General features: G+C 64.5%; 26 protein-coding genes and 1 pseudogene. 13 read left to right on the top strand and 14 right to left on the bottom strand.

The window, feature by feature from the left end:
- Positions 1-61 precede the first annotated feature (61 nt).
- The 3 genes and pseudogenes from rpoH to AX725_RS21695 all read left to right on the top strand — a co-directional run.
- The gene (rpoH, locus tag AX725_RS04810; RefSeq protein WP_060977160.1) at positions 62-967 is read left to right on the top strand and encodes an RNA polymerase sigma factor RpoH; all 906 of its coding nucleotides are present in this window, start codon (positions 62-64) and stop codon (positions 965-967) included.
- A gap of 183 nt (positions 968-1,150) precedes the next feature.
- A complete protein-coding gene (locus AX725_RS04805) occupies positions 1,151-1,546 on the top strand; it encodes an NADH:ubiquinone oxidoreductase subunit NDUFA12 (protein ID WP_060977159.1) in 396 nt (131 codons plus the stop codon).
- 68 nt (positions 1,547-1,614) lie between these two features.
- Positions 1,615-1,980 (top strand): annotated as a pseudogene (locus AX725_RS21695) (DUF2155 domain-containing protein); the annotation flags it as partial.
- Positions 1,981-2,015: 35 nt separating this feature from the next.
- Here the strand turns inward: AX725_RS21695 and aat are convergent.
- Entirely contained in the window at positions 2,016-2,846 is an 831-nt protein-coding gene (aat, locus tag AX725_RS04795; protein WP_060977157.1) for a leucyl/phenylalanyl-tRNA--protein transferase, read from the bottom strand.
- A gap of 110 nt (positions 2,847-2,956) precedes the next feature.
- Here aat and prfB point away from each other — a divergent pair, with 110 nt between their 5' ends.
- The 4 genes from prfB (at position 2,957) to AX725_RS04775 (ending at position 7,571) form a co-directional block, all read left to right on the top strand.
- Complete coding sequence (gene prfB / locus AX725_RS04790; RefSeq protein ID WP_060977156.1) at positions 2,957-4,084, top strand: peptide chain release factor 2; 1,128 nt, start codon at positions 2,957-2,959, stop codon at positions 4,082-4,084.
- Positions 4,074-4,811, top strand: a complete 738-nt coding sequence (locus AX725_RS04785; protein WP_060977281.1) for a class I SAM-dependent methyltransferase — start codon at positions 4,074-4,076, stop codon at positions 4,809-4,811. The genes prfB and AX725_RS04785 overlap by 11 nt, the downstream gene beginning before the upstream one ends.
- Positions 4,812-4,903: 92 nt before the next feature.
- Complete coding sequence (locus tag AX725_RS04780) at positions 4,904-6,307, top strand: NAD(P)H-dependent flavin oxidoreductase (protein WP_060977155.1); 1,404 nt, start codon at positions 4,904-4,906, stop codon at positions 6,305-6,307.
- A gap of 103 nt (positions 6,308-6,410) precedes the next feature.
- Positions 6,411-7,571 carry an acyl-CoA dehydrogenase family protein gene (locus tag AX725_RS04775; RefSeq protein ID WP_060977154.1) on the top strand — a complete coding sequence of 387 codons (1,161 nt, stop codon included), beginning with the start codon at positions 6,411-6,413 and terminating at the stop codon, positions 7,569-7,571.
- 25 nt (positions 7,572-7,596) lie between these two features.
- On the opposite strand, the gene AX725_RS04770 is transcribed toward AX725_RS04775, so the two are convergent.
- The gene (locus tag AX725_RS04770; RefSeq protein ID WP_060977153.1) at positions 7,597-7,788 is read right to left on the bottom strand and encodes a hypothetical protein; all 192 of its coding nucleotides are present in this window, start codon (positions 7,786-7,788) and stop codon (positions 7,597-7,599) included.
- A 220-nt stretch (positions 7,789-8,008) separates the two neighbouring features.
- Between AX725_RS04770 and AX725_RS04765 the strand changes: the two genes are divergently transcribed.
- On the top strand, positions 8,009-9,202 hold the full coding sequence (locus AX725_RS04765) for a CaiB/BaiF CoA transferase family protein (protein WP_081097079.1): 1,194 nt from the start codon (positions 8,009-8,011) through the stop codon (positions 9,200-9,202).
- An 18-nt stretch (positions 9,203-9,220) separates the two neighbouring features.
- Here AX725_RS04765 and AX725_RS04760 read toward each other — a convergent pair whose 3' ends face one another.
- The 4 genes from AX725_RS04760 to AX725_RS21430 form a co-directional block, all read right to left on the bottom strand.
- Entirely contained in the window at positions 9,221-9,598 is a 378-nt protein-coding gene (locus AX725_RS04760) for a PilZ domain-containing protein (RefSeq protein ID WP_208597801.1), read from the bottom strand.
- A 128-nt stretch (positions 9,599-9,726) separates the two neighbouring features.
- Positions 9,727-10,191 carry an RNA polymerase-binding protein DksA gene (dksA, locus tag AX725_RS04755; protein ID WP_197418005.1) on the bottom strand — a complete coding sequence of 155 codons (465 nt, stop codon included), beginning with the start codon at positions 10,189-10,191 and terminating at the stop codon, positions 9,727-9,729.
- 656 nt (positions 10,192-10,847) lie between these two features.
- Complete coding sequence (locus AX725_RS04750) at positions 10,848-11,426, bottom strand: ribosomal eL19 family protein (RefSeq protein ID WP_060977152.1); 579 nt, start codon at positions 11,424-11,426, stop codon at positions 10,848-10,850.
- Between the two features lie 24 nt (positions 11,427-11,450).
- The gene (locus AX725_RS21430; RefSeq protein WP_060977151.1) at positions 11,451-11,966 is read right to left on the bottom strand and encodes a hypothetical protein; all 516 of its coding nucleotides are present in this window, start codon (positions 11,964-11,966) and stop codon (positions 11,451-11,453) included.
- A gap of 229 nt (positions 11,967-12,195) precedes the next feature.
- On the opposite strand from AX725_RS21430, the gene serS reads away from it, so the two are divergent.
- Positions 12,196-13,467: a serine--tRNA ligase gene (serS, locus tag AX725_RS04740; protein WP_060977150.1), complete on the top strand. Its 1,272-nt coding sequence runs from the start codon at positions 12,196-12,198 to the stop codon at positions 13,465-13,467.
- A 193-nt stretch (positions 13,468-13,660) separates the two neighbouring features.
- Here the strand turns inward: serS and AX725_RS04735 are convergent, their stop codons facing one another.
- The 3 genes from AX725_RS04735 to AX725_RS04725 all read right to left on the bottom strand — a co-directional run bounded on the left by AX725_RS04735 (position 13,661) and on the right by AX725_RS04725 (position 18,420).
- Entirely contained in the window at positions 13,661-16,054 is a 2,394-nt protein-coding gene (locus AX725_RS04735; RefSeq protein ID WP_060977149.1) for a TonB-dependent receptor, read from the bottom strand.
- A 159-nt stretch (positions 16,055-16,213) separates the two neighbouring features.
- Positions 16,214-17,203 carry an aldo/keto reductase gene (locus AX725_RS04730; protein WP_060977148.1) on the bottom strand — a complete coding sequence of 330 codons (990 nt, stop codon included), beginning with the start codon at positions 17,201-17,203 and terminating at the stop codon, positions 16,214-16,216.
- The gene (locus AX725_RS04725; protein WP_060977147.1) at positions 17,200-18,420 is read right to left on the bottom strand and encodes a dicarboxylate/amino acid:cation symporter; all 1,221 of its coding nucleotides are present in this window, start codon (positions 18,418-18,420) and stop codon (positions 17,200-17,202) included. The genes AX725_RS04730 and AX725_RS04725 overlap by 4 nt, the downstream gene beginning before the upstream one ends.
- A 253-nt stretch (positions 18,421-18,673) precedes the next feature.
- Here AX725_RS04725 and glmM point away from each other — a divergent pair, with 253 nt between their 5' ends.
- The 4 genes from glmM to AX725_RS04705 all read left to right on the top strand — a co-directional run bounded on the left by glmM (position 18,674) and on the right by AX725_RS04705 (position 22,125).
- Positions 18,674-20,017, top strand: a complete 1,344-nt coding sequence (glmM, locus tag AX725_RS04720) for a phosphoglucosamine mutase (RefSeq protein WP_060977146.1) — start codon at positions 18,674-18,676, stop codon at positions 20,015-20,017.
- On the top strand, positions 20,017-20,247 hold the full coding sequence (locus tag AX725_RS04715) for a DUF1272 domain-containing protein (RefSeq protein WP_060977145.1): 231 nt from the start codon (positions 20,017-20,019) through the stop codon (positions 20,245-20,247). The genes glmM and AX725_RS04715 overlap by 1 nt, the downstream gene beginning before the upstream one ends.
- Positions 20,240-21,388, top strand: coding sequence for a bifunctional hydroxymethylpyrimidine kinase/phosphomethylpyrimidine kinase (thiD, locus tag AX725_RS04710; protein ID WP_060977144.1), 1,149 nt, complete (start codon positions 20,240-20,242; stop codon positions 21,386-21,388). Before AX725_RS04715 ends, thiD begins: the two co-directional genes overlap by 8 nt.
- Positions 21,389-21,501: 113 nt before the next feature.
- Positions 21,502-22,125, top strand: a complete 624-nt coding sequence (locus AX725_RS04705) for a superoxide dismutase (protein WP_060977143.1) — start codon at positions 21,502-21,504, stop codon at positions 22,123-22,125.
- A 95-nt stretch (positions 22,126-22,220) separates the two neighbouring features.
- Here AX725_RS04705 and AX725_RS04700 read toward each other — a convergent pair whose 3' ends face one another.
- From AX725_RS04700 to mtaB, 5 genes are all read right to left on the bottom strand, one after another.
- A complete protein-coding gene (locus tag AX725_RS04700; RefSeq protein WP_155645932.1) occupies positions 22,221-22,862 on the bottom strand; it encodes a hypothetical protein in 642 nt (213 codons plus the stop codon).
- Positions 22,847-23,314 carry a hypothetical protein gene (locus AX725_RS04695; RefSeq protein WP_060977141.1) on the bottom strand — a complete coding sequence of 156 codons (468 nt, stop codon included), beginning with the start codon at positions 23,312-23,314 and terminating at the stop codon, positions 22,847-22,849. Before AX725_RS04695 ends, AX725_RS04700 begins: the two co-directional genes overlap by 16 nt.
- A gap of 85 nt (positions 23,315-23,399) precedes the next feature.
- A complete protein-coding gene (locus tag AX725_RS04690; protein ID WP_231729285.1) occupies positions 23,400-24,059 on the bottom strand; it encodes an inner membrane-spanning protein YciB in 660 nt (219 codons plus the stop codon).
- Positions 24,056-24,982: a signal recognition particle-docking protein FtsY gene (gene ftsY, locus AX725_RS04685; RefSeq protein WP_023836455.1), complete on the bottom strand. Its 927-nt coding sequence runs from the start codon at positions 24,980-24,982 to the stop codon at positions 24,056-24,058. The genes AX725_RS04690 and ftsY overlap by 4 nt, the downstream gene beginning before the upstream one ends.
- The gene (gene mtaB, locus AX725_RS04680) at positions 24,979-26,253 is read right to left on the bottom strand and encodes a tRNA (N(6)-L-threonylcarbamoyladenosine(37)-C(2))-methylthiotransferase MtaB (RefSeq protein WP_060977140.1); all 1,275 of its coding nucleotides are present in this window, start codon (positions 26,251-26,253) and stop codon (positions 24,979-24,981) included. The genes ftsY and mtaB overlap by 4 nt, the downstream gene beginning before the upstream one ends.
- Position 26,254: the final 1 nt, after the last annotated feature.

Below are 26,254 nucleotides of genomic sequence, written 5' to 3'. Positions count from 1 at the left end.
GCGATCCCCATGACGGGCGCTCCATCGAGGCCCGCATAACGGATTGGCAGAAAGGGAAAAAATGAGCGAGACCCGTAGTGTCCCGGCCACCATCCCCGCCCTTGGCGGAGAGGCCAGCCTGAACCGTTACCTCACCGAAATCCGCAAATATCCCCTGCTCAAGCCCGAGCAGGAATATATGCTGGCCAAGCGCTATCAGGAACATCAGGATCCCGAGGCTGCTGCCCAGCTGGTAACCTCGCATCTGCGCCTCGTGGCGAAGATCGCGATGGGCTATCGCGGCTATGGCCTGCCGGTGAGCGAGCTGATTTCCGAAGGCAATATCGGTCTGATGCAGGGCGTGAAGAAATTCGAGCCCGACCGCGGCTTCCGCCTGGCCACCTATGCGATGTGGTGGATCAAGGCGTCGATCCAGGAATATATCCTGCGCAGCTGGAGCCTCGTGAAGATGGGCACCACCGCAGCGCAGAAGAAGCTGTTCTTCAACCTTCGCCGGATGAAGAACAACCTGCGCGCGTTTGAAGATGGCGATCTGCATCCCGACGATGTCAAGGCTATCGCGACCAAGCTGGGCGTGTCGGAAACCGAAGTCGTCAACATGAACCGCCGTATGGCGATGGGCGGCGATGCGTCGCTCAACGTCTCGGTGCGCGAGGATGGCGACGGCCAGTGGATGGATTGGCTGACCGACGACGCGCCGCTGCAGGACGTTGCCGTTGCCGATGCGCAGGAGGCAGAGATTCGCCACAAGCTGCTCGGCGAAGCGATGGAATCGCTGAACGAGCGTGAGCGGCACATTCTCAACGAGCGCCGACTGGTCGATGATCCAAAGACGCTCGAAGAGCTGAGCCAGGTCTATAATGTCAGCCGCGAGCGCGTCCGCCAGATCGAGGTGCGGGCGTTCGAGAAGCTGCAAAAGGCGATGCACCGGCTTGTTTCCGACAAGCAGATGGCGCTGGCTGGCTGAACCTGATTGCCGGGGCCGCAATGCCCTGGTCATCTTATCCTGACGGGTCGCACCTACGGATAGAAGCGGGATGGCTCTGCTGTCCCGCTTCACCTTTGTCTGCAGCGGCAAAGGCGTGTTGCCCGGCCTTTTCGGTGCAAAAGCATCTTCCCCTTTCGGTCGCTTGGCATTAAGCGGGCGCTCATGGGACTATTGGCAAAAATCTTCACCTGGTGGGACGGGGCGACCGTCGGAACGCATCTGTTCAGCGCGCTGAACGGCGAGAAGGTCGGCGAAGACCATCAGGGCAACACCTATTTCCGCTCCAAGCCCAAAAAGGGCCAGAAGGAGCGCCGCTGGGTGCTGTACAAGGGCGCCAACGATGCGAGCCGCGTTCCTTCCGAATGGCATGGCTGGCTGCACCACAGTTATGATGCGATTCCCGAAAGCCATCTTCCGCCGCCGCGGATCTGGGAAAAGGACTATGTTCCCAACCTGACCGGCACGCCGGCCGCCTATCGTCCCGCCGGTGCGCTGGAACGCGGCGGCGTTCGCGCCGCTGCCACCGGCGATTATGAAGCGTGGACGCCCGAGGCGTGACGCGCGGGCGAATCCTCGCCATTCTCATCGTCGTCGCCGCGCTCGCAGGGGCAGGCGTCTATGCCTGGATGCAGTTCGGCGACCAGCTGTTTAGCCGCGGACAGCAGTCCGTCCCAAAGAAGGTTGCGCTTCGCCCCTCCACCCCGCCGCCGGTCCAGGCGGCTGCGGCAGGCGAGGCTACGCCAATGGCGCAGCGCGTCGCCACCATCGCGCTGCTCAACAAGCGCAACGGCGAAACCCGCGATCTGGAGATGAAGCCAGGCGAATCGCGCCGTGTCGGCAATGCGATCGTCCGGCTTTCGGCCTGCGAGCGCACCGCGCCCTGGGAACAGGTGCCCGAAACCGGCGCGTTCGTTCAACTGCTGGTGCAGGAGCGCGAAACCCGCTCGTCCGATCCGGTGTGGAAGCGCGTGTTCTCTGGCTGGGTGTTCAAGGAATCGCCCTCGCTCAACGTCGTCGAGCACCCGATCTACGACGTCTGGGTCAAGAAGTGCGCGATGGAATATCCGGGTGAAGATGCGCCGGTCGAGGAAGCCGGCAAGGGCGGTTCGTCGGCTGCGCCAACCGCATCGGCTCCGGCCAGTGCCGCAAACCCCGCGACCAGCCCCGATTCGGCCCCGGGCCCGGCGACCCCTTCGACCGATACCGAATAAAGCCCCGGCATTACCGGATGCGGCCGCTGCACCCGAGGCGGCGCATAGGGCGAATCGCAGATCGCCTCGTTCAGCAGCTTGAGATATTCACCCTGTGGCAGTTCGATCGCGCCCAACGATGCGAGATGCGGGGTGATGAACTGGCAGTCGAGCAGCGTCAGCCCGCCCTTGCGCATCGCCGCGACCAGCCAGGCGAGCGCGACCTTGCTGGCATCGGTCGCGCGGCTGAACATGCTCTCGCCGCAGAACGCGCGGCCGATCTCGACCCCGTATAGCCCGCCGACCAGCTCGCCATCGCGCCAGCACTCGATGCTGTGCGCGCGTCCCTGCTTGTGCAGCGCGATGAAGCTCGCCTCGATGGTGCGGTTGATCCAGGTCTGCTCGCGGCCCTGGGCGGATTCGGCGCACATTGCGATCACCCTGGCAAAAGCGCGGTTGCAGGTGACCGTGAACCGGTCCTGCCGCACCGCCTTGCGCAGCGACGTCGAAAAGCGGAAGCCGTCGAGCGGCAGGATCGCGCGCATTTCCGGCTCGACCCAGAAGACATCGACATCGTCGCGCGCATCGGCCATGGGGAAGATGCCGATGGCATAGGCCCGCATCAGCATGTTGAGATCGATGGTGACCGGGCCGGGGGTGCCGTGCATCCTGCGAATCTAGGCTATCGCTGGCCAAGTTCAATCACCATATCCGCAGGGCTTTGCGATTGCCGGGCGATAGGCTAGAGCGCGGCACGATTTAATCAGGAGTGACCCCCATGCGTGCCGAAGGGCAGGCCCATATCGATAGCATCAACGCCGCGCTGGCGCTGGTCCGCAAGTTCCTGGACTGGGACCGCGCGCTGCGTCGCCTCGACGAGCTGAACGCGCGCGTCGAGGACCCGACGCTGTGGAACGATCCCAAATCGGCCGAAGAGGTGATGCGCGAGCGGCGGCGGCTGGAACAGGCGATCGGCACGGTCAACGAGATCAGCCAGGAAATGGCCGATGCGATCGAATTTGTCGAGCTGGGCGAGGCCGAGGGCGATGACGAGACCGTGGCCGAAGGGCTGGCGACGCTGAAGGCGCTGTCCGAGCGTGCCGAGCGCGACAAGGTGCAGGCACTGCTCGCGGGCGAGGCGGACAGCTACGATACCTATCTCGAAGTTCATGCCGGCGCGGGCGGCACCGAGAGCCAGGACTGGGCCGAGATGCTGCAGCGCATGTATTCGCGCTGGGCCGAGCGGCGCGGCTACAAGGTCGAGCTGGTCGATTATCACGCGGGCGAACAGGCGGGCATCAAGTCCGCGACCCTGCTGATCAAGGGCGAGAACGCCTATGGCTGGGCCAAGACCGAAAGCGGCGTGCACCGGCTGGTGCGCATCTCGCCCTATGACAGCTCGGCGCGGCGGCATACCAGCTTCTCGAGCGTCTGGGTCTATCCGGTGATCGATGACAGTTTCGAGATCGACATCAAGGAAAGCGACCTCAAGATCGACACCTATCGGGCATCGGGTGCGGGCGGCCAGCACGTCAACACCACCGATTCCGCGGTGCGCATCACGCATATTCCCTCGGGCATCATCGTCGCCAGCCAGAACGACCGTTCGCAGCACAAGAACCGCGCCACCGCGATGAACATGCTGAAGGCGCGGATGTACGAGGCGGAGATGCAGAAACGCGAGGCCGAGGCTTCGGGCGAATATGCCGCCAAGACCGAGATCGGCTGGGGACACCAGATCCGCTCGTACGTGCTGCAGCCCTATCAGCTGGTCAAGGACCTGCGCACCGGCGTGACCTCCACCTCTCCGGGCGACGTGCTCGACGGTGCGATCGACCCGTTCATGGCCGCTGCGCTGTCGCAGAAGGTCACCGGCGAGAAGGTCGATGTCGAAGATGTCGACTGACCGTCCGGGTCGGTTTGCGTGGTTGCTGCTGGCAACGGCGGTGCTCGCCGCCTGCCAGCCGGCCCCCAGTGACGAAAGCGACCGACCCGAGACCGCGCGTACTTTCCCCCGCGCCGATCGCCCGGTGGCGGGCGTGGTCAGCAACGAATTCTCGAACGAGGAAGCCCGCGACGACCGCAACGAGGCGACCAAGGTCATGGACCTCGCGGGGATTGCCCCGGGCATGACCGTGGCCGATATCGGCGCGGGCAACGGCTATTATACCGTGCGCCTGGCCGAGCGCGTGGGAGCAGAGGGCCGCGTGCTGGCGCAGGACATCGACGATGCCGCGCTCAAGCGGCTGGGTATGCGCGTCGAGCGCGAGCGGCTCGACAATGTCTCGATCAAGCCCGGCGATATCGACGATCCGCGCCTTCCCGAGAACAGCTTCGATCGCATCTTCATGGTCCATATGTATCATGAGGTGACCGAACCCTATGCGTTCATCTGGCGGTTGCGGCCGGCGCTGAAAAAGGGCGGGCAGGTGATCGTGGTCGATGTCGACCGACCGACCAACCGGCACGGCATTCCGCCCAAGCTCCTTTTCTGCGAGTTCGAGGCGGTGGGCTACAAGCTGGTCGAATTCATCGAAAAGCCCGATATCGCGGGTTATTTCGCGCGGTTCGAAGCGGTTGGCCCGGCACTGCAGCCGGGCAGGATCAGGGGTTGCGATCAGCCCGGGTCCTGAGAGGCAACCGGCAGCGGCATTCATCGGTTTTTCATTGGTCTTTTTGTGCGCAGCATGCCTATACCGGCATGGGGCAAAGTGGGAGCGGATACGTGTTCAAGGGTTTGAAGCCGATCATCTATGGCGGACGCGAGGTCTGGCCGTTGATCGAGGGCGGCAAGGGGGTTTCCGCCACCAATCACGCCAGTTCGGGCGCCTGGGCCGCAGCGGGCGGCATTGGTACGGTGTCGGCGGTCAATGCCGACAGCTATGACGAAAACGGCAATGTCATCCCGCAAATCTATCACGGCCGCACCCGCGCCGAACGGCACCAGGAACTGATCCGTTATGGCATCGAAGGCGGTGTCGCGCAGGTCAAGCGCGCGTTCGAGATCGCCGGCGGCCAGGGCGCGATCAACATCAACGTGCTTTGGGAAATGGGCGGCGCGCAGCAAATCCTGCACGGCATCCTTGAGCGCACGCGCGGCATGGTCGCGGGCGTGACCTGCGGTGCGGGCATGCCCTACAAGCTGTCCGAGATCGCCGCGCAGTACAACGTCAACTACCTGCCGATCATCAGCTCTGCTCGCGCCTTTCGTGCGCTGTGGAAGCGCGCCTATCACAAGGTCAGCGAACTGATGGCCGCGGTGGTCTATGAGGACCCCTGGCTCGCGGGAGGGCATAACGGCCTTTCCAATGCCGAAGATCCGCGCCAGCCGCAGGATCCCTATCCGCGCGTCAAGGCGCTGCGCGATACGATGCGCGCCGAGGGCATTTCGGACGATGTTCCGATCATCATGGCCGGCGGCGTCTGGTATCTGCGCGACTGGGAGCACTGGATCGACAATCCCGAGCTCGGCCAGATCGCGTTCCAGTATGGCACCCGCCCGCTGCTGACGCAGGAAAGCCCGATCCCGCAAAAGTGGAAGGACGAGCTGACCAAGATCCAGGAAGGCGATGTGCTGCTCCAGCGCTTCAGTCCGACCGGCTTCTATTCGAGCGCGGTGCGCAACCCGTTCCTCCAGTTGCTGGAAGCTCGGTCAGAGCGACAGATTCCCTTCTCGACCGAAATGGCGGGCGAACATACCGCGCAGCTTGATTGCGGCGTGAAGGGCAAGAATTTCTGGGTCGCCCCTGCCGATCTCGATCGCGCGCGTCGCTGGGATGCGCAGGGCTTTACCACTGCGCTCAAGACGCCCGACAACACCCTGGTCTTCGTGACCCCCGAGGAACGCGCCGAAATCCGCAAGGACCAGACCGATTGCATGGGCTGTCTGTCGCATTGCGCGTTCTCATCGTGGAAGGACCATGACAACAACTCGACCGGCTATCTCGCCGATCCGCGCAGCTTCTGCATCCAGAAGGCGCTGCAGAATATCGCGCATGGCGACGACCCGGACAAGAACCTGATGTTCGCAGGCCATGCCGCCTATAATTTCGGTACTGACCCCTTCTATTCCAACGGTTTCGTGCCGACGGTGAAGCAGCTTGTCGATCGCATCCTGACCGGCGACTGACCGCAATCCGGCCCGCATCACGGCCTGACAGAACTGGGCATTGACGCGGGCCCGTTTCTCCCGCATCCCGTTGTTAACCGGACGATTAACACGGGGTGTGGAGATGGATTTCAGCCTTTCGGACGAGCAGGTGGCGCTGCGCGATACGGTGCGCCGGTTTGCGCAGGCCGAGCTGCTGCCCCTGGCCGCAGAGCTGGAACGCGACAACCGCCCGGTCCCGCGCGATATGGTGCGCCGCTATGCCGAAATGGGCTTGCTCGGCATCAACACGCCCGAAGCGCTTGGTGGTCTTGGCCTATCCAATCTCGACGCGCTGATCGTGCTGGAAGAGCTGGCCAAGGTCAGCTCCGCCGTGGCCTTTCCTGTGTTCGAGGCGTGCGTTGGCCCGGTGCGGGCGATCCAGCATTTCGCCCCCGATGCGCTCAAGCAGCGGATCGTGCCGCAGGTCTGCGCGGGCGAGATGATCGTTGCCGTATCGATGTCCGAGCCTGCGGCGGGCACCGCGCTGACCGATCTTACCACTCGCGGCGTGATCGCCGATGGCAGGGTGACCATCAACGGCACCAAGCGCTGGTGCTCGGGCGGCGGGCATTCGGACGCTTATCTGGTCTATACCCGGCTGTCCGACGCGCCGGGCGCCAAGGGTATCGGCGCGGTGCTGGTGGAGAAGGGCTCGCCCGGCCTCAGCTTCGGCCAGCCCGAGACGCTGATGGGTTTTCGCGGCGTGCCTTCGGCCGATCTGATGTTCGACGATTGCGTGGTGCCCGAAGGCAATATCGTGGTTCCGGCAGGCGGTTTTGCCAGGCTGATGGAAGCGTTCGACCTCGAGCGCTGCGGCAATGCCACCATGGCGCTGGGGCAGGCCTCGGGTGCGCTGGAAGACGTGCTCGCCTATGTCCAGGAGCGGCAGCAGTTCGGCAAGCCGCTGGTCGACTTCCAGGCGGTGCAGATGAAGCTTGCCGAAATGCAGATCGAGGTCGAGGCGGCCAGGTTGCTGATCTGGCGCGCGGCGGCCAATTCGGACCAGGGCCTGCCGTCGATCCTCGACAGCTCGTCGGCCAAGTGTTTCGCCAACCAGATCGCGCGCTCGGTAACCGGCAATGCCGTCCAGCTGATGGGCGGCTATGGCTATTCCACCCAATATCCCATGGAACGCCGCATGCGCGACGCCTGGGGCTGGGGCATTGCCGGTGGTGCTATCGATATCCAGAAGGTCAATATCGCCAGCGCGATGGTGGGTCGTCGCTTCGACCAAAGGCGGTGATGCGATGAGCCCTGGCCTGCCCGCCTCAGCCGAAACGCGACTTGGCCTTGCGCAGCAGGCGCGCCCAGTGCTTGCGGTCACGGTCGCGCAGCTTGGTATCGTCGGCTCGTGCCTGCAGCACGTTCAGGATATCATCGCCATAGCGCTTGAACATATTGTCCAGGTCGCGCGCGTCCTTGCTGCGCTGTTCAGCGCTTTCAAACAGTCCCAATATCATAAAGCCCCCAACGGGAACGGATGCGACTCGTCGTACGAAACCGAAACACCCCTTCCGGCGCCGCGGACATTAGCTCCACAATGGTGTTATTCGCAACCGGCAAGTCGCACCGAAATGGCGCATTTCCTTGGATTTGGTCCCGATTTTGAACGATTTTACGACCGATGTGCCCCTAAAGTGACAGTCGATATGACAGTAATCAGCAAGGAGGAATGCCCAAGTGGCTGAAGCAATCTGGACGATAGGCGAAACTGCGGCGACCGGGCCGCTGGCCGGGGTGCGCGTTCTGGACATGTCGAGCGTTGTCATGGGGCCGCTGGCAACGATGATGCTGGCCGATATGGGCGCGGACGTCATCAAGGTGGAAAACAAGGGCGGCACCCATGCCGGCGACATGATGCGTTATGCCGGATCCTCGCCGACCGGTGATCTGGGGCCGATCTTCATGGCGCTCAACCGCAACAAGAAGTCGGTGACGATCGACGGGCGCGAAGAGCTGGGCAAGGCACAGCTCGAAACGCTGCTGCGCGAGGCGGACGTGTTCTTCCACAATGTCCGCATGGCGGGCATGGCGCGGCTTGGGCTCGATTATGAATCGGTCAAGGCGATCAACCCGAATATCATCTACATCCATTGCTGCGGCTATGGCGCCGATGGCCCCTATGGCAAGCGCCAGGCCTATGACGATCTGGTCCAGGCGGCATCGGGCTGGGCCGATCTCTATGCCAAGCGATCGGATGGTCCGCCGAGCTACACCCCGTCGCTGGTCGCGGACAAGACGGTGGGGCTGTTCGCCACGATCGCGACTCTCGCTGCTGTGGTGCACCGTCAGCGTACGGGCGAGGGGCAGTTCGTATCGGTGCCGATGTTCGAATGCTTCACTTTCTTCAACATGGTGGAGAACCTGTACGGCCAGACTTTCCCCGGCGATGGCAAGTTCGGCTATACCCGGTCGATCAACCCGCGGCGCAGGCCCTATCCGACCAAGGACGGCTTTATCGCCATCGTTCCCTATGTCGACCGGCAATGGGCCCGATTCTTCGAGATCGGGGGACGGCCGGGCGTGTTCGAGGATCCGCGCTTTTCAACCTATGAGGAGCGCACCAAGCACACAGGCGACCTCTATGCGATCATCGAGGAGGTCGCGGCGACCAAGACCACCGACGAATGGGTCGAACTGCTCGACAAGGAAGACATTCCGGCAATGCGGTTCAATCCGATCGAGAAGGTGCCTGACGATCCGCATCTCAAGGCCACCGGCTTCTTCATGGACATGGCAGCGCCGCATATCGGACCCTATCGCACGCTGCGCCATCCAATCGCGTTCACCGGCAGCCCGGCCAATCAGCGGCTGGCCCCGCAGAGCATCGGCGCGCAGAACGGCGAACTGCCGAGCGCGGCAAATGATGGGTAAGGAGAGGGTGCCCGGGCGTCAGCGCTGACGCGGATAGGACGGGCTATAGGCATCAAGCACCCGCAGGAAGCGCGGCGTTTCCTGCGTGGTACCCACCGGCTTGCGGGCGAGCTTGGGATTGATCTGCCGATCGAAGGCAACGCCGAATTTCTCGCTGCGCACCCAGGCAATCTGCCCGCGAACATGGCCGATATTGCGCAGTTCGACGACGATGCGTTGGCCCTGGGCCACCTCGAGCTCCGATTCGACCATCATGCCGCCGCTGGAGAGATTGCGGACCTTGACCTTGTGCCGCTCGCCGCTGTCTTCCAGCGTGAGTTCGGCGAGCAGGAACAGGCTGTCTCTCGCACGGCTCTCCTGAACATCGAGAGATTTCGGGCTGACAGGCATATTCATCGGTCTGGCTTCCAGCGGGACAAGAGAGGCAGTTCCCCCCAATATGGAGGGAAGCGATGCACGCCTCTCTTATAGCGCCAAGAGTGTCGCCAATTGGTTAACCGGTGGCTGCCGGGGCGGGACCGACGTCAGTCGTCGCGAGAGATTTTCTCACGGCGTTCATGCGCTTCCTGCGCCTCGACCGTCATCGTCGCGATGGGGCGGGCGACCAGCCGGCCCAGGCCGATCGGCTCGCCTGTGACCTCGCAATAGCCATATTCGCCCTCGTCGATCCGGCGCAGCGCGGAATCGATCTTGGCGATGAGCTTGCGCTGCCGGTCGCGGGTGCGCAGTTCGATGCCCCAATCGGTCTCGCTCGACGCGCGATCGTTAAGGTCGGGCTCGCGCATCGGGCCGTCCTGCAGCTGCTGCAGCGTGTCCTTGGACGCGGCCAGGATGGAGCGCTTCCATTCCTGCAAAAGCGTACGGAAATATTCCAGCTGGCGCGGGGACATATAGTCCTCGTCGGGCGATGGAAAATAATCGCCCGCGATGTTCCTGCGCGCCTTAGCCAGCACATCGATGTCATCGATAGCCGTGGAGATGGACGCCATTGAATGCTCCCGGTGGTGTTTGCAGCACCGCCGCTCCGCGCCCAGATCAGGCACGTCCCGTCGGCCTTTGGTTGCAGCGGGCTATAGCCACCGGCTTGGGGGCATACAAGCGGCAAAAACCTTAGAATCAGGGACTAATCGACGCTTTTTCGGACACATGTGTGCAGGCCGTACCGTCAATGCCAAATCCGGCCCTGCCAGCCGCCGTGGTCGATAGCATCGGTTAATTTTGCGCCGTTTTTCGGTTTCAAATCGGGACAGCAGGTGCCCGAAGCCCGGCAATTGCGCAAATTTTTGTCGCGCGGCTGGTCAAATCAAGGTTAACACCATTGAGATTAATGCTTTGTTCTGGCTTGCGTTGCATATCGTTACGCCGACCCCGGCTCCTGGTGCTTGCTCCACGGGCCCCGGAATGGCCCCAGGTCTGAGAGAGAAAACACAATGTCTGTACGGATGGCCCTGGCAAAACTGTGTGCCTGCACTTGCGGCGGAGCGATCATCGGTGGTGGCGCTGTCCATGTCGCCGACACCCCGCCTGCCCAGGTCAAGCAATATCGCCAGACGAAGACGACCAAGCCGATTCGCGGTCGTCAGATGGCCAAGGCACCGGTCCGCAAGGTCAAGCGCGCGCGCCGGATGGTTGCCCGCACGCCGGTTCAGGCCACGCCCCAGGTCGTGACCGTGACGACGCAGCAGGCGCCGATCCCGCTGCCTCTGCCCGCGTATCCGCAGCAGGATTCGGGTGGCTTCTCGGGCGGCGGTGGCGGCTTCCCCGTGGTCGTCGGCGGCGGCCTCGGTGGTTTCGGTGGCGGCTTCGGCGGCGGTTTCTTCGGCGGCTTCTTTGGTGGCGGCGGCGGTGGCGGCGGCAGCGTCGTGATCTCGTCGACCGGATCGACCAGCACCTCGACCGGCGGCTTTACCAGCACCGGCGGATCGACCAGCACCTCGACCGGTGGTTTCACCAGCACGGGCGGATCGACCAGCACCTCGTCGGGCAACATCTCGACGGGTGGTATCTCGACCTCGACCGGCGGCGTGAGCACTTCGACCGGCGGCGTCAGCACCTCGACCGGTGGCGTTTCGACCTCGACGGGCGGCGTCAGCACGTCCTCGGGCAACGTTTCCTCGTCTTCGGGCAATGTCAGCTCGTCCAGCTCCTCGTCGTCCTCTTCCTCGTCGAGCTCGTCCTCGTCCAGTTCCTCCTCTTCGAGTTCGTCCTCGTCAGGCGGCGACAAGCCCGGCTATCCCGGCAAGCCCGGTCACCCGGGCAAGCCTGGCGGTTCCAGCGGTTCGTCGGGCTCGTCGGGTTCTAGCGGTTCCTCGGGCTCGTCGGGCTCGAGCGGTTCCTCGGGCTCCAGCGGCTCGTCCTCGTCGTCGTCGAGCAGCTCTTCCAGCTCGTCGACCAGCAGCGGTTCTTCGGGTTCGAGCGGTTCGACAGGGTCCACGGGTTCGACCGGATCGTCAGGCTCTACTGGGTCGAGCGGATCGACCGGGTCCTCGGGTTCGAGCGGTTCGAGCGGTTCGTCCTCGTCGTCGAGCAGCTCCAGCTCGTCCAGTTCGACCTCGTCCAGCACCTCTTCGGGTGCCACCTCGAGCAGCACCTCGTCGAGCTTTGGCGGCACCAGCACCGGGTCGAGCACCAGCACCGGCTCCTCGGGTTCGTCGAGCTCCAGTTCGTCGTCTTCGTCTTCCTCCTCGTCGAGCACCTCTTCGGGTTCGAGCGGTGGTCCGCCGCCGCCCGATGGCGGCACCGACGTGCCTGCGCCGCCGGCCATCCTGCTCTTCGGTGCAGGTGCGGTTGCACTGGCAGCGCGTCGCCGCTTCGCCAAGCGCAAGGAAGACGCAAAGCGCAACGCGGCCTGATCGGCCCGGCAGCGACCGTCACCGCTGCCCGCCATCGACCGTTAGCGGAAAGGGCGATCCCTTGGGGTCGCCCTTTTTGCATGGACAGGCGCACGATTGCGGATTGCATCGGGGCGGGCGGGCAGGGCATAGGCTCAGCCCATGCACGACATCAAATTCATCCGCGAAAACCCCGAAGCCTTTGACGCAGCGCTGGTCCGCAAGGGGCAGCCGCCGGTCGCAGCCGAAATCATCGCGCTCGACGCCAAGCGGCGCGAGGCGCTGAACGAATCGCAGGCGGCGCAGGCACGGCGCAACGAGGCGTCGAAGCTGATCGGCCAGGCGATGGCGCAGAAGGATGCGGCAAAGGCCGAGGCGCTCAAGGCGGAGGTGGCCGAGCTCAAGACCCGGCTGAGCGAGCTCGAGGAGCAGGCGCGCGCAGGCGATGCCGCGCTGGCCGAGCGGCTCGCCGCGCTTCCCAATCTGCCTGCTGCCGATGTGCCCGATGGCGAAGACGAGACCGGCAATGTCGAACTCGTCCGCTGGGGCGATCAGCCGCAGTTCGATTTCGAGCCCAAGGAACATGCCGATATCGGGCCTGCACTCGGCATGGATTTCGAGACGGCGGCCAAGATTTCCGGCGCGCGCTTCACCTTCCTGCGCGGCGGCATCGCGCGGATGAACAGGGCGCTCGGCCAGTTCATGCTCGATGCCCAGGTCGCGCGAGGCTATGCCGAATGCGCGACACCCTATCTGGTGCGCGACGAGGCCGTGTTCGGCGTGGGCCAGCTGCCCAAGTTCGCCGAGGACCTGTTCCAGACCACCGACGGCCGCTGGCTGATCTCCACCTCCGAGGTCAGTCTCACCAACAGCGTGCGCGAGCAGATCCTGACCGCGGCCGAGCTACCGATCCGGCTGACCGCGCTGACGCCATGCTTCCGCTCCGAAGCAGGGTCCGCCGGGCGCGATACGCGCGGCCTCATCCGCCAGCACCAGTTCGAGAAGGTGGAGCTGGTCACCATCGCCGCGCCCGACCAATCCGAGGCCGAGCACGAGCGCATGTGCGCCGCATCCGAGGCGATCCTGCAGGCGCTGGGGTTGCCCTATCGCAAGATGCTGCTGTGCGCGGGCGATATGGGCCAGGCGAGCCGCAAGACCTATGACCTCGAGGTCTGGCTGCCCGGACAGAATGCCTATCGCGAGATTGCCAGCATCTCGAACTGCGGCGACTATCAGGCGCGGCGGATGAACACCCGCTACCGCCCCGAGGGCGAGAAGGGCACCGAGTTCGTCCACACGCTCAACGGTTCTGCGCTGGCGATCGGGCGGACCTTGGTCGCGATCGTGGAGAATTACCAGCAGGCCGATGGCTCGGTCCGCGTGCCGGAAGTGCTGGTGCCCTATATGGGGGGCATCACAGCCCTCACGCCTTAAAATCCTTTCCTCCCCCTCGATGGGGGAGGCAGCGAAGACTTGGCAGCTTGCTGCCTATGTCGCAGCGGTGGGGTGAGGGTGTTGGTCGGAAGCCAGCAGCAGATCATTCCAACCGAACCACGATCCCGAAAGATCACCCCCACCCAACCCTCCCCCATCGAGGGGGAGGGCTTTTCACGTCAACACGCAGCAATCAGAACTTCGCCGCGACCTGGACGCCATAGAGGCGCGGTTCGCCCGCGATGAAGGTGGCGGTGCCGAACGCGCCGCCGGTATTCCCTGCGTCAATCAGATAATCCTCATTGGCAAGGTTGCGGGCAAAGGCGGTGATCTCGTAGCGGCCCTCGTCGAAGCGCACACCTGCGCGCGCGTTGATCAACACATAGCCGTCTTCGCTCAGCCGCTCGCTGTTCGGGATTTCGAAGAACTGCTTGCTCGAATAGGTGACCGTCGGGAAGAAGAACAGCTCGGCGCTGTCGCCCACCGGCAGCGTCACGTCGATGCCTGCCGCCGCCTTGTGCTTGGACTGCAGGCGGAAACGGTTGTCCTGGAATGCCGGATTGGGCGATTCGATCTTGGCATCGATATAGGCATAGTTGGCGAACAGGCGGACGTTGTTGCCGATCCGCAGCGCGCCTTCGACTTCCACGCCGAAATTCCCGGCATTGCCTGCGTTCACCGGCACGGTCTGGCCCTGCTGGTTGAAGAAGCTGGTCTGGAAGTTCGAATAATCCTGGTAGAAGGCGCCGATCGAGCCCGAGAATCCGCCGAACGTCGCCTTGACGCCGCCCTCGTAGTTCCAGATCTTTTCTTCTGCCACGAGCGTGAAATTGGGCACCGGCCCAGCCGCCGTCGCGCTGGCGCTGAGGTTCAGCACCGGCGAGCGGCGGCCCTTGGAGATGGTGGCATAGACGTTCACATCGTCGGTGACGCGGTACAATGCGTTGAAGCGCGGCAGCCAGGCATCGAAATTGTCGCGGACGCGGAACACCTGGCCTGCGGTATCGACCGCGCCGAGCAGCGAGACGCCGCGCACGCCCAAGGAGGCGAAGATCTGGCTGCCGGGCTGCACGGCCGTATAGGTCGAGGCGCGCTCCTCGTAGAGATAGCGCACGCCCGCCGACAGCTCGAACCGGTCGGAAATGTCGAAGGTCAGATCGGCAAAGCCCGAATAGACCGTGTTCTTGCCGCCATTGGTGAAGGTGCTGCTATAAGGCAGTACGGTCGCCGCGCCGCGCGTCAGGATCGCGGTGGCATTGCGCGCCGGATTCGGGCTGTTGAGCGCGGCGCAGGTCGAGGCGCCGGGTACGCCGAGCACTGCGGCGACATTGTTGCGCACCGGCGCAAAGGCAGGGAAGGGCGCGCAGCTGATATAGGTGCCCTCATCGGTCAGGAACGGCACGGCCTGCGTGCCCTCTTCATGAAACACGTTGAAGCCGAAAAAGCCGCGCAGCCGGTCGCTGTCATAGGCGAAGCGGGTCTCGTGGCTCATCTGCTCGCCCTGTGCGTCCTCGGCAAATTCGAGGAAGAACAATGCGGTGCCGTCGGCGTCGAAGGTCTCGAGGCTGTCGAACTTGCGATAGCCGGTGATCGAGGTCAGCGACCAGCCATCGCCCATGGGCGTCTGGAAGGTGACGCTGGCATCATAGACCTCGCGGTTGAGTCCGAGCTTGGGCAGGCCCAGGATCGCGCGGCTGAGATCGGCCGGCGCGCCGCCCAGTTCGGCGAACGTGTACGGGCTGGTGGTGCCGCCGGTGGGCGCGATCGAACCGGACTTGAACGCGGTGCCGGGGTTGCGCTGCTGCTCGTAGTTGAACACGAAATCCATCGTGCTCTCGGCGGTCGGCCAGATGCGCAGCGATCCGCGAATGGCGAACTGGTCGATGCCGTTGAGATCCGCCTGAGTGTTGCCGGTGGTGCGCGCCGAAGTCGTGCCGGGCTCGCCTGCGATGTTGCGGACATAGCCGTCGCGCTTCTTGTAGGACGCAGCGATGCGCCCGGCGATCTTGTCGTTGCCGACATTGATCATCGCGCGGCCCTCATAAAGGTTGAAATTGCCGTAGCTGCCGCGCAGGTCGGCGGAGAAACCCGGCTCGGGCTTGGCAGTAATGACCGAGATCGCGCCGATGGTCGCGGCGGTGCCGAACAGCGTTGCCTGCGGGCCCTTGACCACCTCCACCCGGTCGATGTCGAACAGGTCGAAATACGATCCGCGCGAGCGCGAGACGTCGATGCCGTTGAGGTAGATGGTGACGCGCGGCGCGATCTGCGCGCTGCCCGAATCCGAAGTGATGCCGCGGATGACGAAGCCGGGATTGTTCGCGCTCTGCTCCTGAATGTTGAGCCCGGGAATATAGGCGGACAGCTCGTCGAACTCGTCAATGCCGATCTTGTCCATCTGCTCGCCATTGATCGCCGAGACGGTCAGCGGCACGTCCTGGATCGACTGCTCGCGCTTCTGCGCAGTCACGATGATGGTGTTGTCGCTGCCGCTCTCGGCATCGGCCTGATCCTGGGCGAGGGCAGGGCTCACCGACAGGGCGATGGCGAGCGAGAAGAGCGAGACGCGAAGGGGAAAACGGGGCATTGCGCATGTCCTCAGATTGAGTGGAATGCGCGCCCTCTGCATCCGAGCGGCGTCTTTTGTGCGTCGCAACAATTACAGATTGATGGCGTTTCGGAATTCGTTTTGTAACATCGCGACAATCGCCCGGCGGACGCGACGGAAGCCGCCGGGCTGTATCGTTCAGAGCCGGACCATCTTCATGCCCATTTCGCCATAGCGCGCTCCGGCGGTCGATCCCGGCGGCGCGGCGGCATCGAGTGCGTCGAGATCGGCGGCGCTCAGCGACACGTTCACAGCCGCCATCGAATCCTCAAGCGTGGCACGGCGCTTCGACCCCGGGATCGGGACGATATCCTCGCCCTGGGCCAGCAGCCAGGCGAGCGCGATCTGCGCAGGCGAGACGCGGTGCGCGACGGCGATCTGCTCGACCACATCGACCACGCCCATGTTGATCGCGAAATTCTCTTCCGAATAGCGCGGATCGTTGAGGCGATAGTCGCCTTCGGGCAGATCCGAACGTTGGCTGATCAGGCCGGTCAGGAAGCCGCGGCCCAGCGGGCTGTAGGGGACGAAGCCGATGCCGAGGTCCTGGCACAAGGGCAGGATCTCCTCTTCCACCCCGCGCTCCCAGAGCGAATATTCGCTTTGCAGCGCGGTGATGGGGTGCGTGGCGTCGGCGCGGCGGATGGTGTCGGCGCCTGCCTCTGACAGGCCGAGATAGCGCACCTTGCCTTCTTCGACGAGCCGCGACATCGCCCCGATCGTCTCCTCGATCGGCACATTGGGGTCGACGCGGTGCTGGTAGTAAAGGTCGATCGTGTCGATGCCGAGGCGCTTCAACGAACCCTCGCAAGCGCGACGCACATTCTCGGGGCTCGAATCGACGCCGCGATAGCCGCCGTCCTCGATCCGGAAGCCGAACTTGGTGGCAATCACCAGCCGGTCGCGGCGGCCCTTGATGGCTTGTCCCAGCAACTCTTCGTTGACATAGGGGCCATAGACTTCGGCGGTGTCGAAGAACGTGACGCCCAGTTCGATCGCGCGTTCGAGCGTGGCGATGGACTCGCGATGATCGGCCTTGCCGTACATCGCCGCTCCGATGCCCGCCATCGGCATGCAGCCCAGGCCCAGCGCCGAAACCTGCAGCCCGCCCAGTTTGCGATAGATCATTTTTTGTCTCCTTCGGCGCGGGCAATAGTCGTCGTCACCGCCATGTCCATGGTTACATTACTCAAGGTGCGCATGATATCGGGGAAGACTTCGATCGCCAACAAAAGTGCCAGCGGTTCGACCGGCACGCCCATGGCAATACAGATCGGTGCGATCGAACTGATGAAGCTGATCGATCCGGGCAGCGACACCGCGCCCATGGTGGTGATCGCGGCGGCGGCGACGCCGGCGGCCAGGGCCACCGGACCGAGCTCCACGCCCATCAGATGCGCGACATAGATGGCGACGGCCAGGTTCATGCACGGACCCGTCGCGCGGAACAATGCGACCGCGATCGGCAGAACGACATCGGCAATGCGCTCGCCGACGCCGAGCGCGCGCACCCCGGTGAGCATCGCCGGCAACGAGGCGAGCGAGGATTGCGTCGAGATCGCCACGGCCTGGGCCGGGATCGATGCCCGCAGGAAGGCGAGGGGATTGACCCGGCCACCGATCCAGGCGAGCGCGAAGCCCGATATCCACACGACACCGCCGACGCTGGTGACCGTCAGCACATAATGGCCGAGCGCGCCGAACGCGGCGACGCCCGCGCGCGAGCCGACCACCAGCCCGAGCGCGAACACGCCGATCGGCGCGAGCGCGAGCACCCAGCCGATCAGGATGATCATCGCATCGGCAATCGCCGCGAACAGGCCCTGCACCGGCGCACGCTGCTCCGGTGAGAGCCGGGTCAGGGCGAAGGCGAAAGCCAGCGTGAAGATGATCAGCGGCAGGATGGCGTCATTGGCGGCCGCGGCGACCGGATTGGTGGGCACCAGCGCGCGCAGGAATTCGGTAAAGGGCGGCACCTCGCCGGTCGGCTGGGCGGTAGCGAGCGCCCCTCTCAGCGCGGCGCGCGCGGCCTCGGGCAGCGGAAAGGCGGCGAGCAGCGCGGGGGTAACGACCGCCGCCATTGCGGCCGACGCCCAGAGCAGCACGATCATCGTCGCGATCGCGCGCACCGTGAGCCGTCCGGCGCTTGCCATTTGCGCGGTGCGAAGTATGCCCGTGACCAGCAGCGTGACCACCAGCGGCACGACGGTCATCTGCAGTCCGCGCAGCCAGAGCGACCCGACCACATCCGCGCCGTTGACGAGGCCCGGCGCATTGCCGCCGATCGCCATCCCCAGCGCAATGCCGACGGCCAGAGCACCCAGGACCAGAAGGGTTTTCAACATTCAGTCAGGGCCCTTGTATCTTCATGATTCTGTTTGGTTCGCGATCCTGATTTCTTATGAACACGGATTGCGCGATCCGTCACCCTGAAGTTGATCCAGGGTCCATTTCGCCTCTCGCGGCTTTGGCTGCGGGGGCGCGGTGGATGCTGGAACGGGTCCAGCATGACGGGATTTGACATGACCGCTGGCGACAGAGTTGGCAAGTCCCGGCCCAATCCGCTAAGCCGCGAAAAAACCAGGCAGGGGTTCACGCGTGACACGCAAGTTTTTCGGCACCGACGGTATCAGGGGACGCACCAATCAGGGTTTCATGACCGCAGCGATGGCCATGGCGGTAGGCCAGGCCGCGGGCGCGCATTTCCTGCGCGGCAGCCACAAGCACCGCGTCGTCATCGGCAAGGATACCCGGCTTTCGGGTTACATGATGGAAAATGCGCTGGTCGCGGGCTTCACCAGCGTCGGCATGGATGTGGTGCTGGTGGGGCCGATGCCGACCCCTGCGGTCGCCCTGCTGACCCGCTCGATGCGCGCGGACCTGGGCGTGATGATCTCGGCCAGCCACAACCCGTTCCAGGATAACGGCATCAAGCTGTTCGGTCCCGATGGCTTCAAGCTCTCCGACGAGGACGAGATGCAGATCGAGGCGATGCTCGAAGCGGGCAATCCGCAGCTCGCCGCGTCTGAAGCCATTGGCCGCGCCCGCCGGATCGAGGACGCGCGCGGTCGCTACATCCACGCGGTCAAGGCCTCGCTGCCCGATCAGGTGCGCCTGGACGGCCTCAAGATCGTCGTCGATTGCGCGCACGGCGCCGCCTATCAGGTCGCGCCTTCCGCGTTTTGGGAACTGGGCGCGGAGGTGATCGCGATCGGCGTCAATCCCAACGGGCTCAACATCAACGACCGGGTCGGTTCGACCCATGTCGAGGCAATGCAGGAGCGGGTCGTGGCGTCGGGCGCGGATATCGGCATCGCGCTCGATGGTGATGCCGACCGGCTGATCGTGGTCGACGAGAAGGGCACCATCGTCGATGGCGACCAGATCATGGCGCTGATCGGCGGAAGCTGGGCGCGCCAGGGGCGGCTGCGCGGCGGCGGCGTGGTGGCGACGGTCATGTCGAACCTGGGGCTGGAACGCTATCTCAAGGGCCAGGGGCTCGAGCTTGTCCGCACCAAGGTGGGCGACCGTTATGTGCTCGGCGCGATGCGCGCGGGCGGTTACAATGTCGGCGGCGAACAATCGGGGCATATGATCCTGACCGACCATGCCACCACCGGCGACGGCACGGTCGCCGCGCTGCAGGTGCTGGCCGAGCTGGTGCGCGAGGGCAAACCGGCAAGCGAGCTGCTCCATCTGTTCGATCCGGTGCCGCAGCTGCTCAAGAACGTGCGCTTCTCGGGCGGCAAGCCGCTGGAAAACCCCAAGGTGCAGAAGGTCATCGCCGATGCCGATGAGGAACTGCGGGGCAAGGGGCGGCTGGTGATCCGGCCGTCGGGCACCGAGCCCGTCATCCGCGTGATGGCCGAAGGCGACGATGCCGCGCAGGTCGAGGCGGTGGTCGACCGCATCTGCGCGGTCGTGGCGGAGGTGGCGCTCTGATGCTGGAAATGCGCCCCGATTGCGAACGCTGCGGTGCGGATACGCCAGCGCAGGACCCTGGCGCGTTCATCTGCTCGTTCGAATGCACCTTCTGCGCGGAATGCGCCGAGGAGCTCGACGACCGCTGCCCCAATTGCGGCGGCGAGCTGGTCGACCGCCCGGTTCGTCCCAAGAAGCTGCTCGAGAAATTCCCCGGCTCGACCGAGCGCAAGTTTACGCAGCATGGGTGAACGGCCCGCGCGCATCCTGACCATCGCAGGCTCCGATTCCGGCGGCGGAGCCGGCATTCAGGCCGATATCAAGACCATCACCATGCTGGGCGGCCATGCGATGACCGCGATTACCGCGATCACCGCGCAGAATTCGCGCGGGGTCGGGGCGGTGGAGGTGCTGGATGCAAGCCTGGTCGTTGCGCAGATCGACGCTGTTGCGCGCGATTTCGGGCTCGACGCCATCAAGATCGGTATGCTGGGGTCGCCTGCGATCGCCGAGGCGCTGGCCGACTGGCTTGTCGCGCACCCGGGCGTTCCCGTGATCTTCGATCCGGTGATGATCGCCTCGAGCGGCGCAGTGCTGGCGGATGCTGCCACCATCGCGGCGTTCCGGCGCTTGATGGCCTGCGCCACGCTCGTCACGCCCAACTTGCCCGAACTCGCGGCTTTGGGCGGCGAGGCGGCGGTGCTCGACCGCGCGCCCGCGCTGCTGATCAAGGGCGGGCATGCGGGGGGCGAGACCGTCACCGACCGGCTGGTAACCCGCGAGGGCGAGGTGGCGCGCTGGAGCGATCCGCGCATCGACAGTCCGCACAGCCACGGCACCGGTTGCACGCTCTCCAGCGCTATCGCGACGCTGCTGGGGCAGGGTGTTCCGATGGAAGCCGCGATCGAGCGCGCGCGCCTGTTCGTGCGGCTGGCGCTGCGCGATGCGCCAGGACTGGTCGAGGCGAACGGTCCGATGGGGCATTTGGCGGTGCGCAACGATGCGCTCGCCCCCGGCTGGCATCTCAACCAGGTGACGCTGGGCGCGGCCGATTATGCCACGTCGGTGGCCTTCTACCGCGCGCTGGGCCTCACCCAGATCGTCGACAGCCCGGACAATGGCTATGCCAGGTTCGAGGCGGACAATGGCGCAACGCTCTCGATCCATGTCGGCGAACCTGCGGGCGGGGCCATGGTCTATCTCGAATGCGCCGATCTCGACGTGCGCGTCACCGCGCTCGCCTCGGAAGGCTTCGCCATCGACCAGTTTCCGCGAGACGAAAGCTGGGGCTGGCGCGAGGCGCGGCTGAGCGATCCGGCGGGCAATGTGCTGTGCCTCTATTTCGGCGGCGAGAACCGGCGCTATCCGCCCTGGCGCATCGCAACCGAATGAGGTGCTTCCCGTAATTGCGGGAACCCCGCGCATTGACCCTTTACCCGGCTACGCAATTGCCCATATGCGTTGCGGCAATCGTTCCAACGCTTTTCCAAAACAGGAGATGACCCATGGCTTTCGTGCTTCCCCCGCTTCCCTTTGAAAAGACCGCGTTCGGCGACGTGATGTCGGCGGAAACCTTCGACTATCACCACGGCAAGCATCACAATGCCTATGTCGGCAAGGCGAACGACATGGTGAAGGGCACGGACCTGGAAGGCGCGAGCCTCTCCAAGGTGATCGTCGCCGCGAAGGAAAAGGGCAACAAGGGCCTGTTCAACAACGCTGCGCAGATCTGGAACCACACCTTCTTCTGGCACTGCCTCAGCCCCGAAGGCCAGTCGATCCCCGGCTCGCTCGAAGAGCGCATCAAGGCCGATTTCGGCTCGGTCGCCGATTTCAAGGACAAGCTGAAGGCCGAGGCCGTCGGCCATTTCGGCAGCGGCTGGGCCTGGCTGGTGCTGAACGGCGACAAACTGGAAATCACCTCGCTGCACGACGCGGACTCGCCGGTCGCGCACGAAGGCATGAAGCCGCTGCTGACGCTCGATGTGTGGGAACACGCCTATTATATCGACTATCGCAACGCCCGCCCGGATTACCTGTCGACCGTGCTCGACAAGGCGATCAACTGGGAATTCGTCGCGCAGAACCTCGACGGCAAGGGCACCGAGCGCGCCGACCAGGAAGGTTGATCGCTCGGGTCCAATAGCCTGGCTTGCAGTTTGGACAGCAAGCCAGGCCTGGAATATTGCGGGGCTACGACGATGTCGCAGCCCCGTTTTCCATTTCAGGGCTTGGTGCTGGTGGGGACGCGATATGCAACGAACTCATCGCCCAGGCACTGAAAGGTTGCACCGTTTGCCGGTTGCCAGCCTTCCAGTTGCGCAGACAGCTGGGGATAGGCCGCAGCAAATTGCTGGCGCGTCCCTTCCAGGTCCGCAGAATAGCGCATGGCGTTGCGTCGCCCTCCGTCCGCCATCTTCTCCAGCGCGAGCATCTCGAAGTCGCCGATATAGGTGACGCTGCCCGGCTCGACGCGAAAGTGCGGCGCGCCGAGGCAGAAGACGTCGGTATAGGTCATGTTGAACGTCCGGCCTGCCAGCACGTAATCGCCCGCGGGGACAATCGCCACGCGCAGCGCCTTTTCGCCCTTCTTCCCGCCGAAAACCGTATAGCTGTACGTGATCTTGGTGCAGACCGGCTTGCCCTGTGCGTCCAGCGCGACCTTCCTGGTGGCCGGGTCATAGCGGTAGAACAGGATACGGTTGTCGCCCACCATGCCCAGCGCATGGGGACGCAGCACGATCATCGCCTCATTGGCTGCGGGCACGGGTCCTTCTGGCTTCTTGAGGTCGACCTGATCGGAAAGCTGCGCCATGGCCGGGGTGGCCAGCGCAAGGCTGAACAGGGCCATCAGTTCTTTTGCCATAGCGCCGGTTCCGCATAGTCGTTGTGCCAGGTGCGCAGCAGGCTGCCGCGTGCCGGCTTTTCGGCGCCGACCAGAATGGCGAGCTCAGCGTTGCGCTCAGCCTGTGGCAAGGCCTTCCACGCCCGGCCTTCCTCGCGCGTCATCGCATAGAGGTTCCAGCCGCGGATCAGCATGCAGTTTTCCGTGTTGATCCGCTTCTGGTCGCCATCGGCAAGCGCACCGCCAAAGACTGCGGCAAGGCCCCCGGCCAGGACATCGATGGTGTTGATCTGTGATTCGGCGCCGCTCGCAAGCTTCCGACAGCTTTCGGTCTCGCGCGTCGCAAGTTCGGCAGTTGCTCCGGGCTTGTTGAAGAAAAAGCCGTTGCCGCGATCGACTTTGGGCGATGCCCAACCCGATGTCGGCACACACACGACCAAAAGGGATGCAAATATAAAGAGCTTGTTGGCCATCCTCATCATTCCAGCATGATCGCATTGCACCGATCATCGGACCGGCTCGCGATTCCTTGTTGTTCCGAGGCCGCAGCGCGCTCTTTTAATCTTTCGCTTCAGCACCTTCAAGCGCCAGGCCATGCTTCATCAGCATCGGGATCTGGCTCATCGCGAACAGGAAGGACAAGGCGGTGACGCCCCAGACCTTGACCGTTAGCCAGGTCTCGAAGGTCAGGAACTGGCGCAGGCCCTCGTTGATCAGCGCCATGACGACGAAGAACAGCCCCCAGTTGCGCGAGAGCTTGAGCCAGCCGGTCTCGTCCAGCCCGTCATAGGCGGCTTGCAGCAGGTAGCGCAGCAGCGGCTTGCCCATCATCCAGCCGCCGAGCAGCAGCGCGGCAAAGCCCGAATAGATGATCGTCGGCTTGATCTGGATGAAGCGTTCGTCGTTGAAATAGACCGTCAGCGCGCCGAAGCCGACGACCAGCACCGCGCTCAGCCACAGCATCGGCGACACGCGGCCCAGCCGCCATTTCGACACCGCCACCGCGACCAGGATCGCGAGCATGAACGCGAGCGTCCCATTGATCGCCGCACGGGTGCTGGCGAGCGCCGCGCCGTCGCTCTGGGTCAGCTTGAACACCGCGAAGAACACCAGCAGCGGGCCGAAATCGAGCAGCAGCGGCAGCAGGCTGCCCTCGGACTTTTTCTTCGGCACGGCCACGGCTTCGGCGGCGGCAGTCTGCGGCATTTCCTCGCTCACTTGGTGCCTCCGGCGATGACATGCGCGAGATATTCGGGATCGAAGGGCCTGAGGTCGTCGATCGTCTCGCCCACGCCGATCGCGTGGATGGGCAGGCCGAATTTCTCGGCCGCTGCCACCAATATGCCGCCGCGCGCGGTGCCATCGAGTTTCGTCATCACGAGCCCTGTAACGCCCGCCACCTCCTTGAACGTTTCGATCTGCGACAGGGCGTTCTGCCCGTTGGTCGCATCGAGCACCAGCACCACGTCATGCGGGGCTTCGGGGTTGAGACGGCCGAGCACGCGGCGGATCTTGGCGAGCTCGTCCATCAACTCGCGCTTGTTCTGCAACCGGCCTGCGGTGTCGACGATCAGCACGTCGATGCCGGTGGCGGTCGCCTGCTTGACCGCATCGAACACGATGCCCGCCGCGTCGCCGCCTTCCTTGCCGCTGACGATGGGGATGCCCAGCCGCTCGGCCCACACTTTGAGCTGGCCGATCGCGGCGGCGCGGAAAGTATCGCCCGCCGCCAGCATCACGCCATAATCCTGTTCCTGGAACAGATGCGCCAGCTTGGCGATGGTCGTGGTCTTGCCCGATCCGTTGACGCCGATCACCAATATCACCTGCGGGCGCGGAAAGGCGATGATGTCGAGCGGCTCGGCCACCGTGCGCAGCGACTTGGCGATTTCCTCGCCGACAATCTCGCGCAAGCCATCCTCGTCGAGCCCGCGCTCGAACCGGCCTTCGGAAAGCCGCGCGCGCACCTTGCCCGCCATCTGTGGCCCCAGATCGCTGACGATCAGCGCTTCCTCGATCTCGTCGAGCTGGTCCTCGTCGAGCCGCGACTTGGTGACCAGCCCCGTCAGGTTCTGGGTCAGCTTGTCGGACGTCTTGCGAAAGCCGCCCAGCAGGCGCTCGCTCCAGCTGCCCTCGCTCATGTTTCAATCTCCGCTGTCAGCATGTCGCCGCTCTGTCCCGTGATCGCCACTGGCACGATCCGCCCGATATGGGAAGGATCGGGTGCGGGCAAAGCGATGCGCACGAAATTCTCGCCATGGCCGGTGCGCCCGTCGCGCTCGACCAGCAGGTTCTGCCGGGTGCCGACCAGCGAGGCGCGCCAGCGCGCGGCCCGCGCTTGGGCAGCAGCGCGCATCTTTGCGGCGCGCGCCTTGACCAGCGCACGATCGAGCTGCGGCATCCGTGCGGCAGGCGTTCCCGCGCGCGGCGAAAAGGGGAAGATATGGCCGTGTACGACATCGCAGGCGTCGAGGATCGAGAGGTTGTTGGCGTGCATCGCCGCATCTTCGGTGGGGAAGCCCGCGATCAGGTCCGCGCCGATGGCGATCTCGGGGCGCTTCGCCTTCATCCGCTCGACCAATGCGATCGCCTGCGCGCGGCTATGGCGGCGCTTCATGCGCTTGAGGATCATGTCGTCGCCCGATTGCAGCGAGAGGTGGACGTGCGGCATGATACGCGGCTCGCCGGTGATCAGGTCGAACAGCCGGTCGTCCACCTCCACCCCGTCGAGCGACGAGAGGCGCAGGCGCTTCAGGTTGGGCACGAGCTTGAGCACGCGTTCGATCAGGAGCCCAAGGCTCGGCGATCCGGGCAGGTCGGGGCCATAGCTGGTTACGTCTACCCCGGTCAGCACCACTTCCGCATAGCCGGTATCGACCAGCGCGCGCACCGCATCGACAACGGCCCCTGCGGGCACCGAGCGGCTGTTCCCCCGGCCATAGGGGATTATGCAGAAGGTGCAGCGATGGTCGCACCCGTTCTGCACCTCGACGAACGCGCGGGCATGTTCGGCAAAGCTGGTGACCATGTGCGGCGCGGTCTGGCGCACGGCCATGATGTCGGAGACACGGGCCTTGGCATTGGCGCGCGGATCGAAGCTCGTAGCATCGAGCTTGTCGATATTCCCAAGCACCCGGTCCACCTCGGGCATCGCGGCGAACATCGCGGGGTCGGTCTGCGCCGCGCACCCCGTCACCACGAGCTGCGCATCGGGCCGTGCCTTGCGCGCCTTGCGGATCGCCTGGCGGGTCTGGCGCACCGCCTCGTTGGTGACGGCACAGCTGTTGATCACGACCACGTCGTCGCGCCCCGCCAGCAGCGCGCGCATCGCCTCGCCCTCGGCAATGTTGAGGCGGCAGCCCATCGAGATGATCTCGGGACCGGCACGGGCAGGGGCGGCGGTATCGGCCATG

Source organism: Blastomonas sp. CCH9-A1 (genome assembly GCF_001557175.1).
Taxonomy (GTDB): Bacteria; Pseudomonadota; Alphaproteobacteria; order Sphingomonadales; family Sphingomonadaceae; genus Blastomonas; species Blastomonas delafieldii_A.
This window is presented reverse-complemented; position numbering and strand designations above follow the sequence as displayed.

Coding starts and splice junctions, on each gene's coding strand:
- rpoH (WP_060977160.1), top strand. CDS start 62: ATGAGCGAGACCCGTAGTGTCCCGGCCACCATCCCCGCCCTTGGCGGA.
- AX725_RS04805 (WP_060977159.1), top strand. CDS start 1,151: ATGGGACTATTGGCAAAAATCTTCACCTGGTGGGACGGGGCGACCGTC.
- aat (WP_060977157.1), bottom strand. CDS start 2,846: ATGCACGGCACCCCCGGCCCGGTCACCATCGATCTCAACATGCTGATG.
- prfB (WP_060977156.1), top strand. CDS start 2,957: ATGCGTGCCGAAGGGCAGGCCCATATCGATAGCATCAACGCCGCGCTG.
- AX725_RS04785 (WP_060977281.1), top strand. CDS start 4,074: ATGTCGACTGACCGTCCGGGTCGGTTTGCGTGGTTGCTGCTGGCAACG.
- AX725_RS04775 (WP_060977154.1), top strand. CDS start 6,411: ATGGATTTCAGCCTTTCGGACGAGCAGGTGGCGCTGCGCGATACGGTG.
- AX725_RS04770 (WP_060977153.1), bottom strand. CDS start 7,788: ATGATATTGGGACTGTTTGAAAGCGCTGAACAGCGCAGCAAGGACGCG.
- AX725_RS04760 (WP_208597801.1), bottom strand. CDS start 9,598: ATGAATATGCCTGTCAGCCCGAAATCTCTCGATGTTCAGGAGAGCCGT.
- dksA (WP_197418005.1), bottom strand. CDS start 10,191: ATGGCGTCCATCTCCACGGCTATCGATGACATCGATGTGCTGGCTAAG.
- AX725_RS21430 (WP_060977151.1), bottom strand. CDS start 11,966: ATGGCCGGCGGCGCAGGCACGTCGGTGCCGCCATCGGGCGGCGGCGGA.
- serS (WP_060977150.1), top strand. CDS start 12,196: ATGCACGACATCAAATTCATCCGCGAAAACCCCGAAGCCTTTGACGCA.
- AX725_RS04735 (WP_060977149.1), bottom strand. CDS start 16,054: ATGCCCCGTTTTCCCCTTCGCGTCTCGCTCTTCTCGCTCGCCATCGCC.
- AX725_RS04730 (WP_060977148.1), bottom strand. CDS start 17,203: ATGATCTATCGCAAACTGGGCGGGCTGCAGGTTTCGGCGCTGGGCCTG.
- AX725_RS04725 (WP_060977147.1), bottom strand. CDS start 18,420: ATGTTGAAAACCCTTCTGGTCCTGGGTGCTCTGGCCGTCGGCATTGCG.
- AX725_RS04715 (WP_060977145.1), top strand. CDS start 20,017: ATGCTGGAAATGCGCCCCGATTGCGAACGCTGCGGTGCGGATACGCCA.
- thiD (WP_060977144.1), top strand. CDS start 20,240: ATGGGTGAACGGCCCGCGCGCATCCTGACCATCGCAGGCTCCGATTCC.
- AX725_RS04705 (WP_060977143.1), top strand. CDS start 21,502: ATGGCTTTCGTGCTTCCCCCGCTTCCCTTTGAAAAGACCGCGTTCGGC.
- AX725_RS04700 (WP_155645932.1), bottom strand. CDS start 22,862: ATGGCAAAAGAACTGATGGCCCTGTTCAGCCTTGCGCTGGCCACCCCG.
- AX725_RS04695 (WP_060977141.1), bottom strand. CDS start 23,314: ATGGCCAACAAGCTCTTTATATTTGCATCCCTTTTGGTCGTGTGTGTG.
- ftsY (WP_023836455.1), bottom strand. CDS start 24,982: ATGAGCGAGGGCAGCTGGAGCGAGCGCCTGCTGGGCGGCTTTCGCAAG.
- mtaB (WP_060977140.1), bottom strand. CDS start 26,253: ATGGCCGATACCGCCGCCCCTGCCCGTGCCGGTCCCGAGATCATCTCG.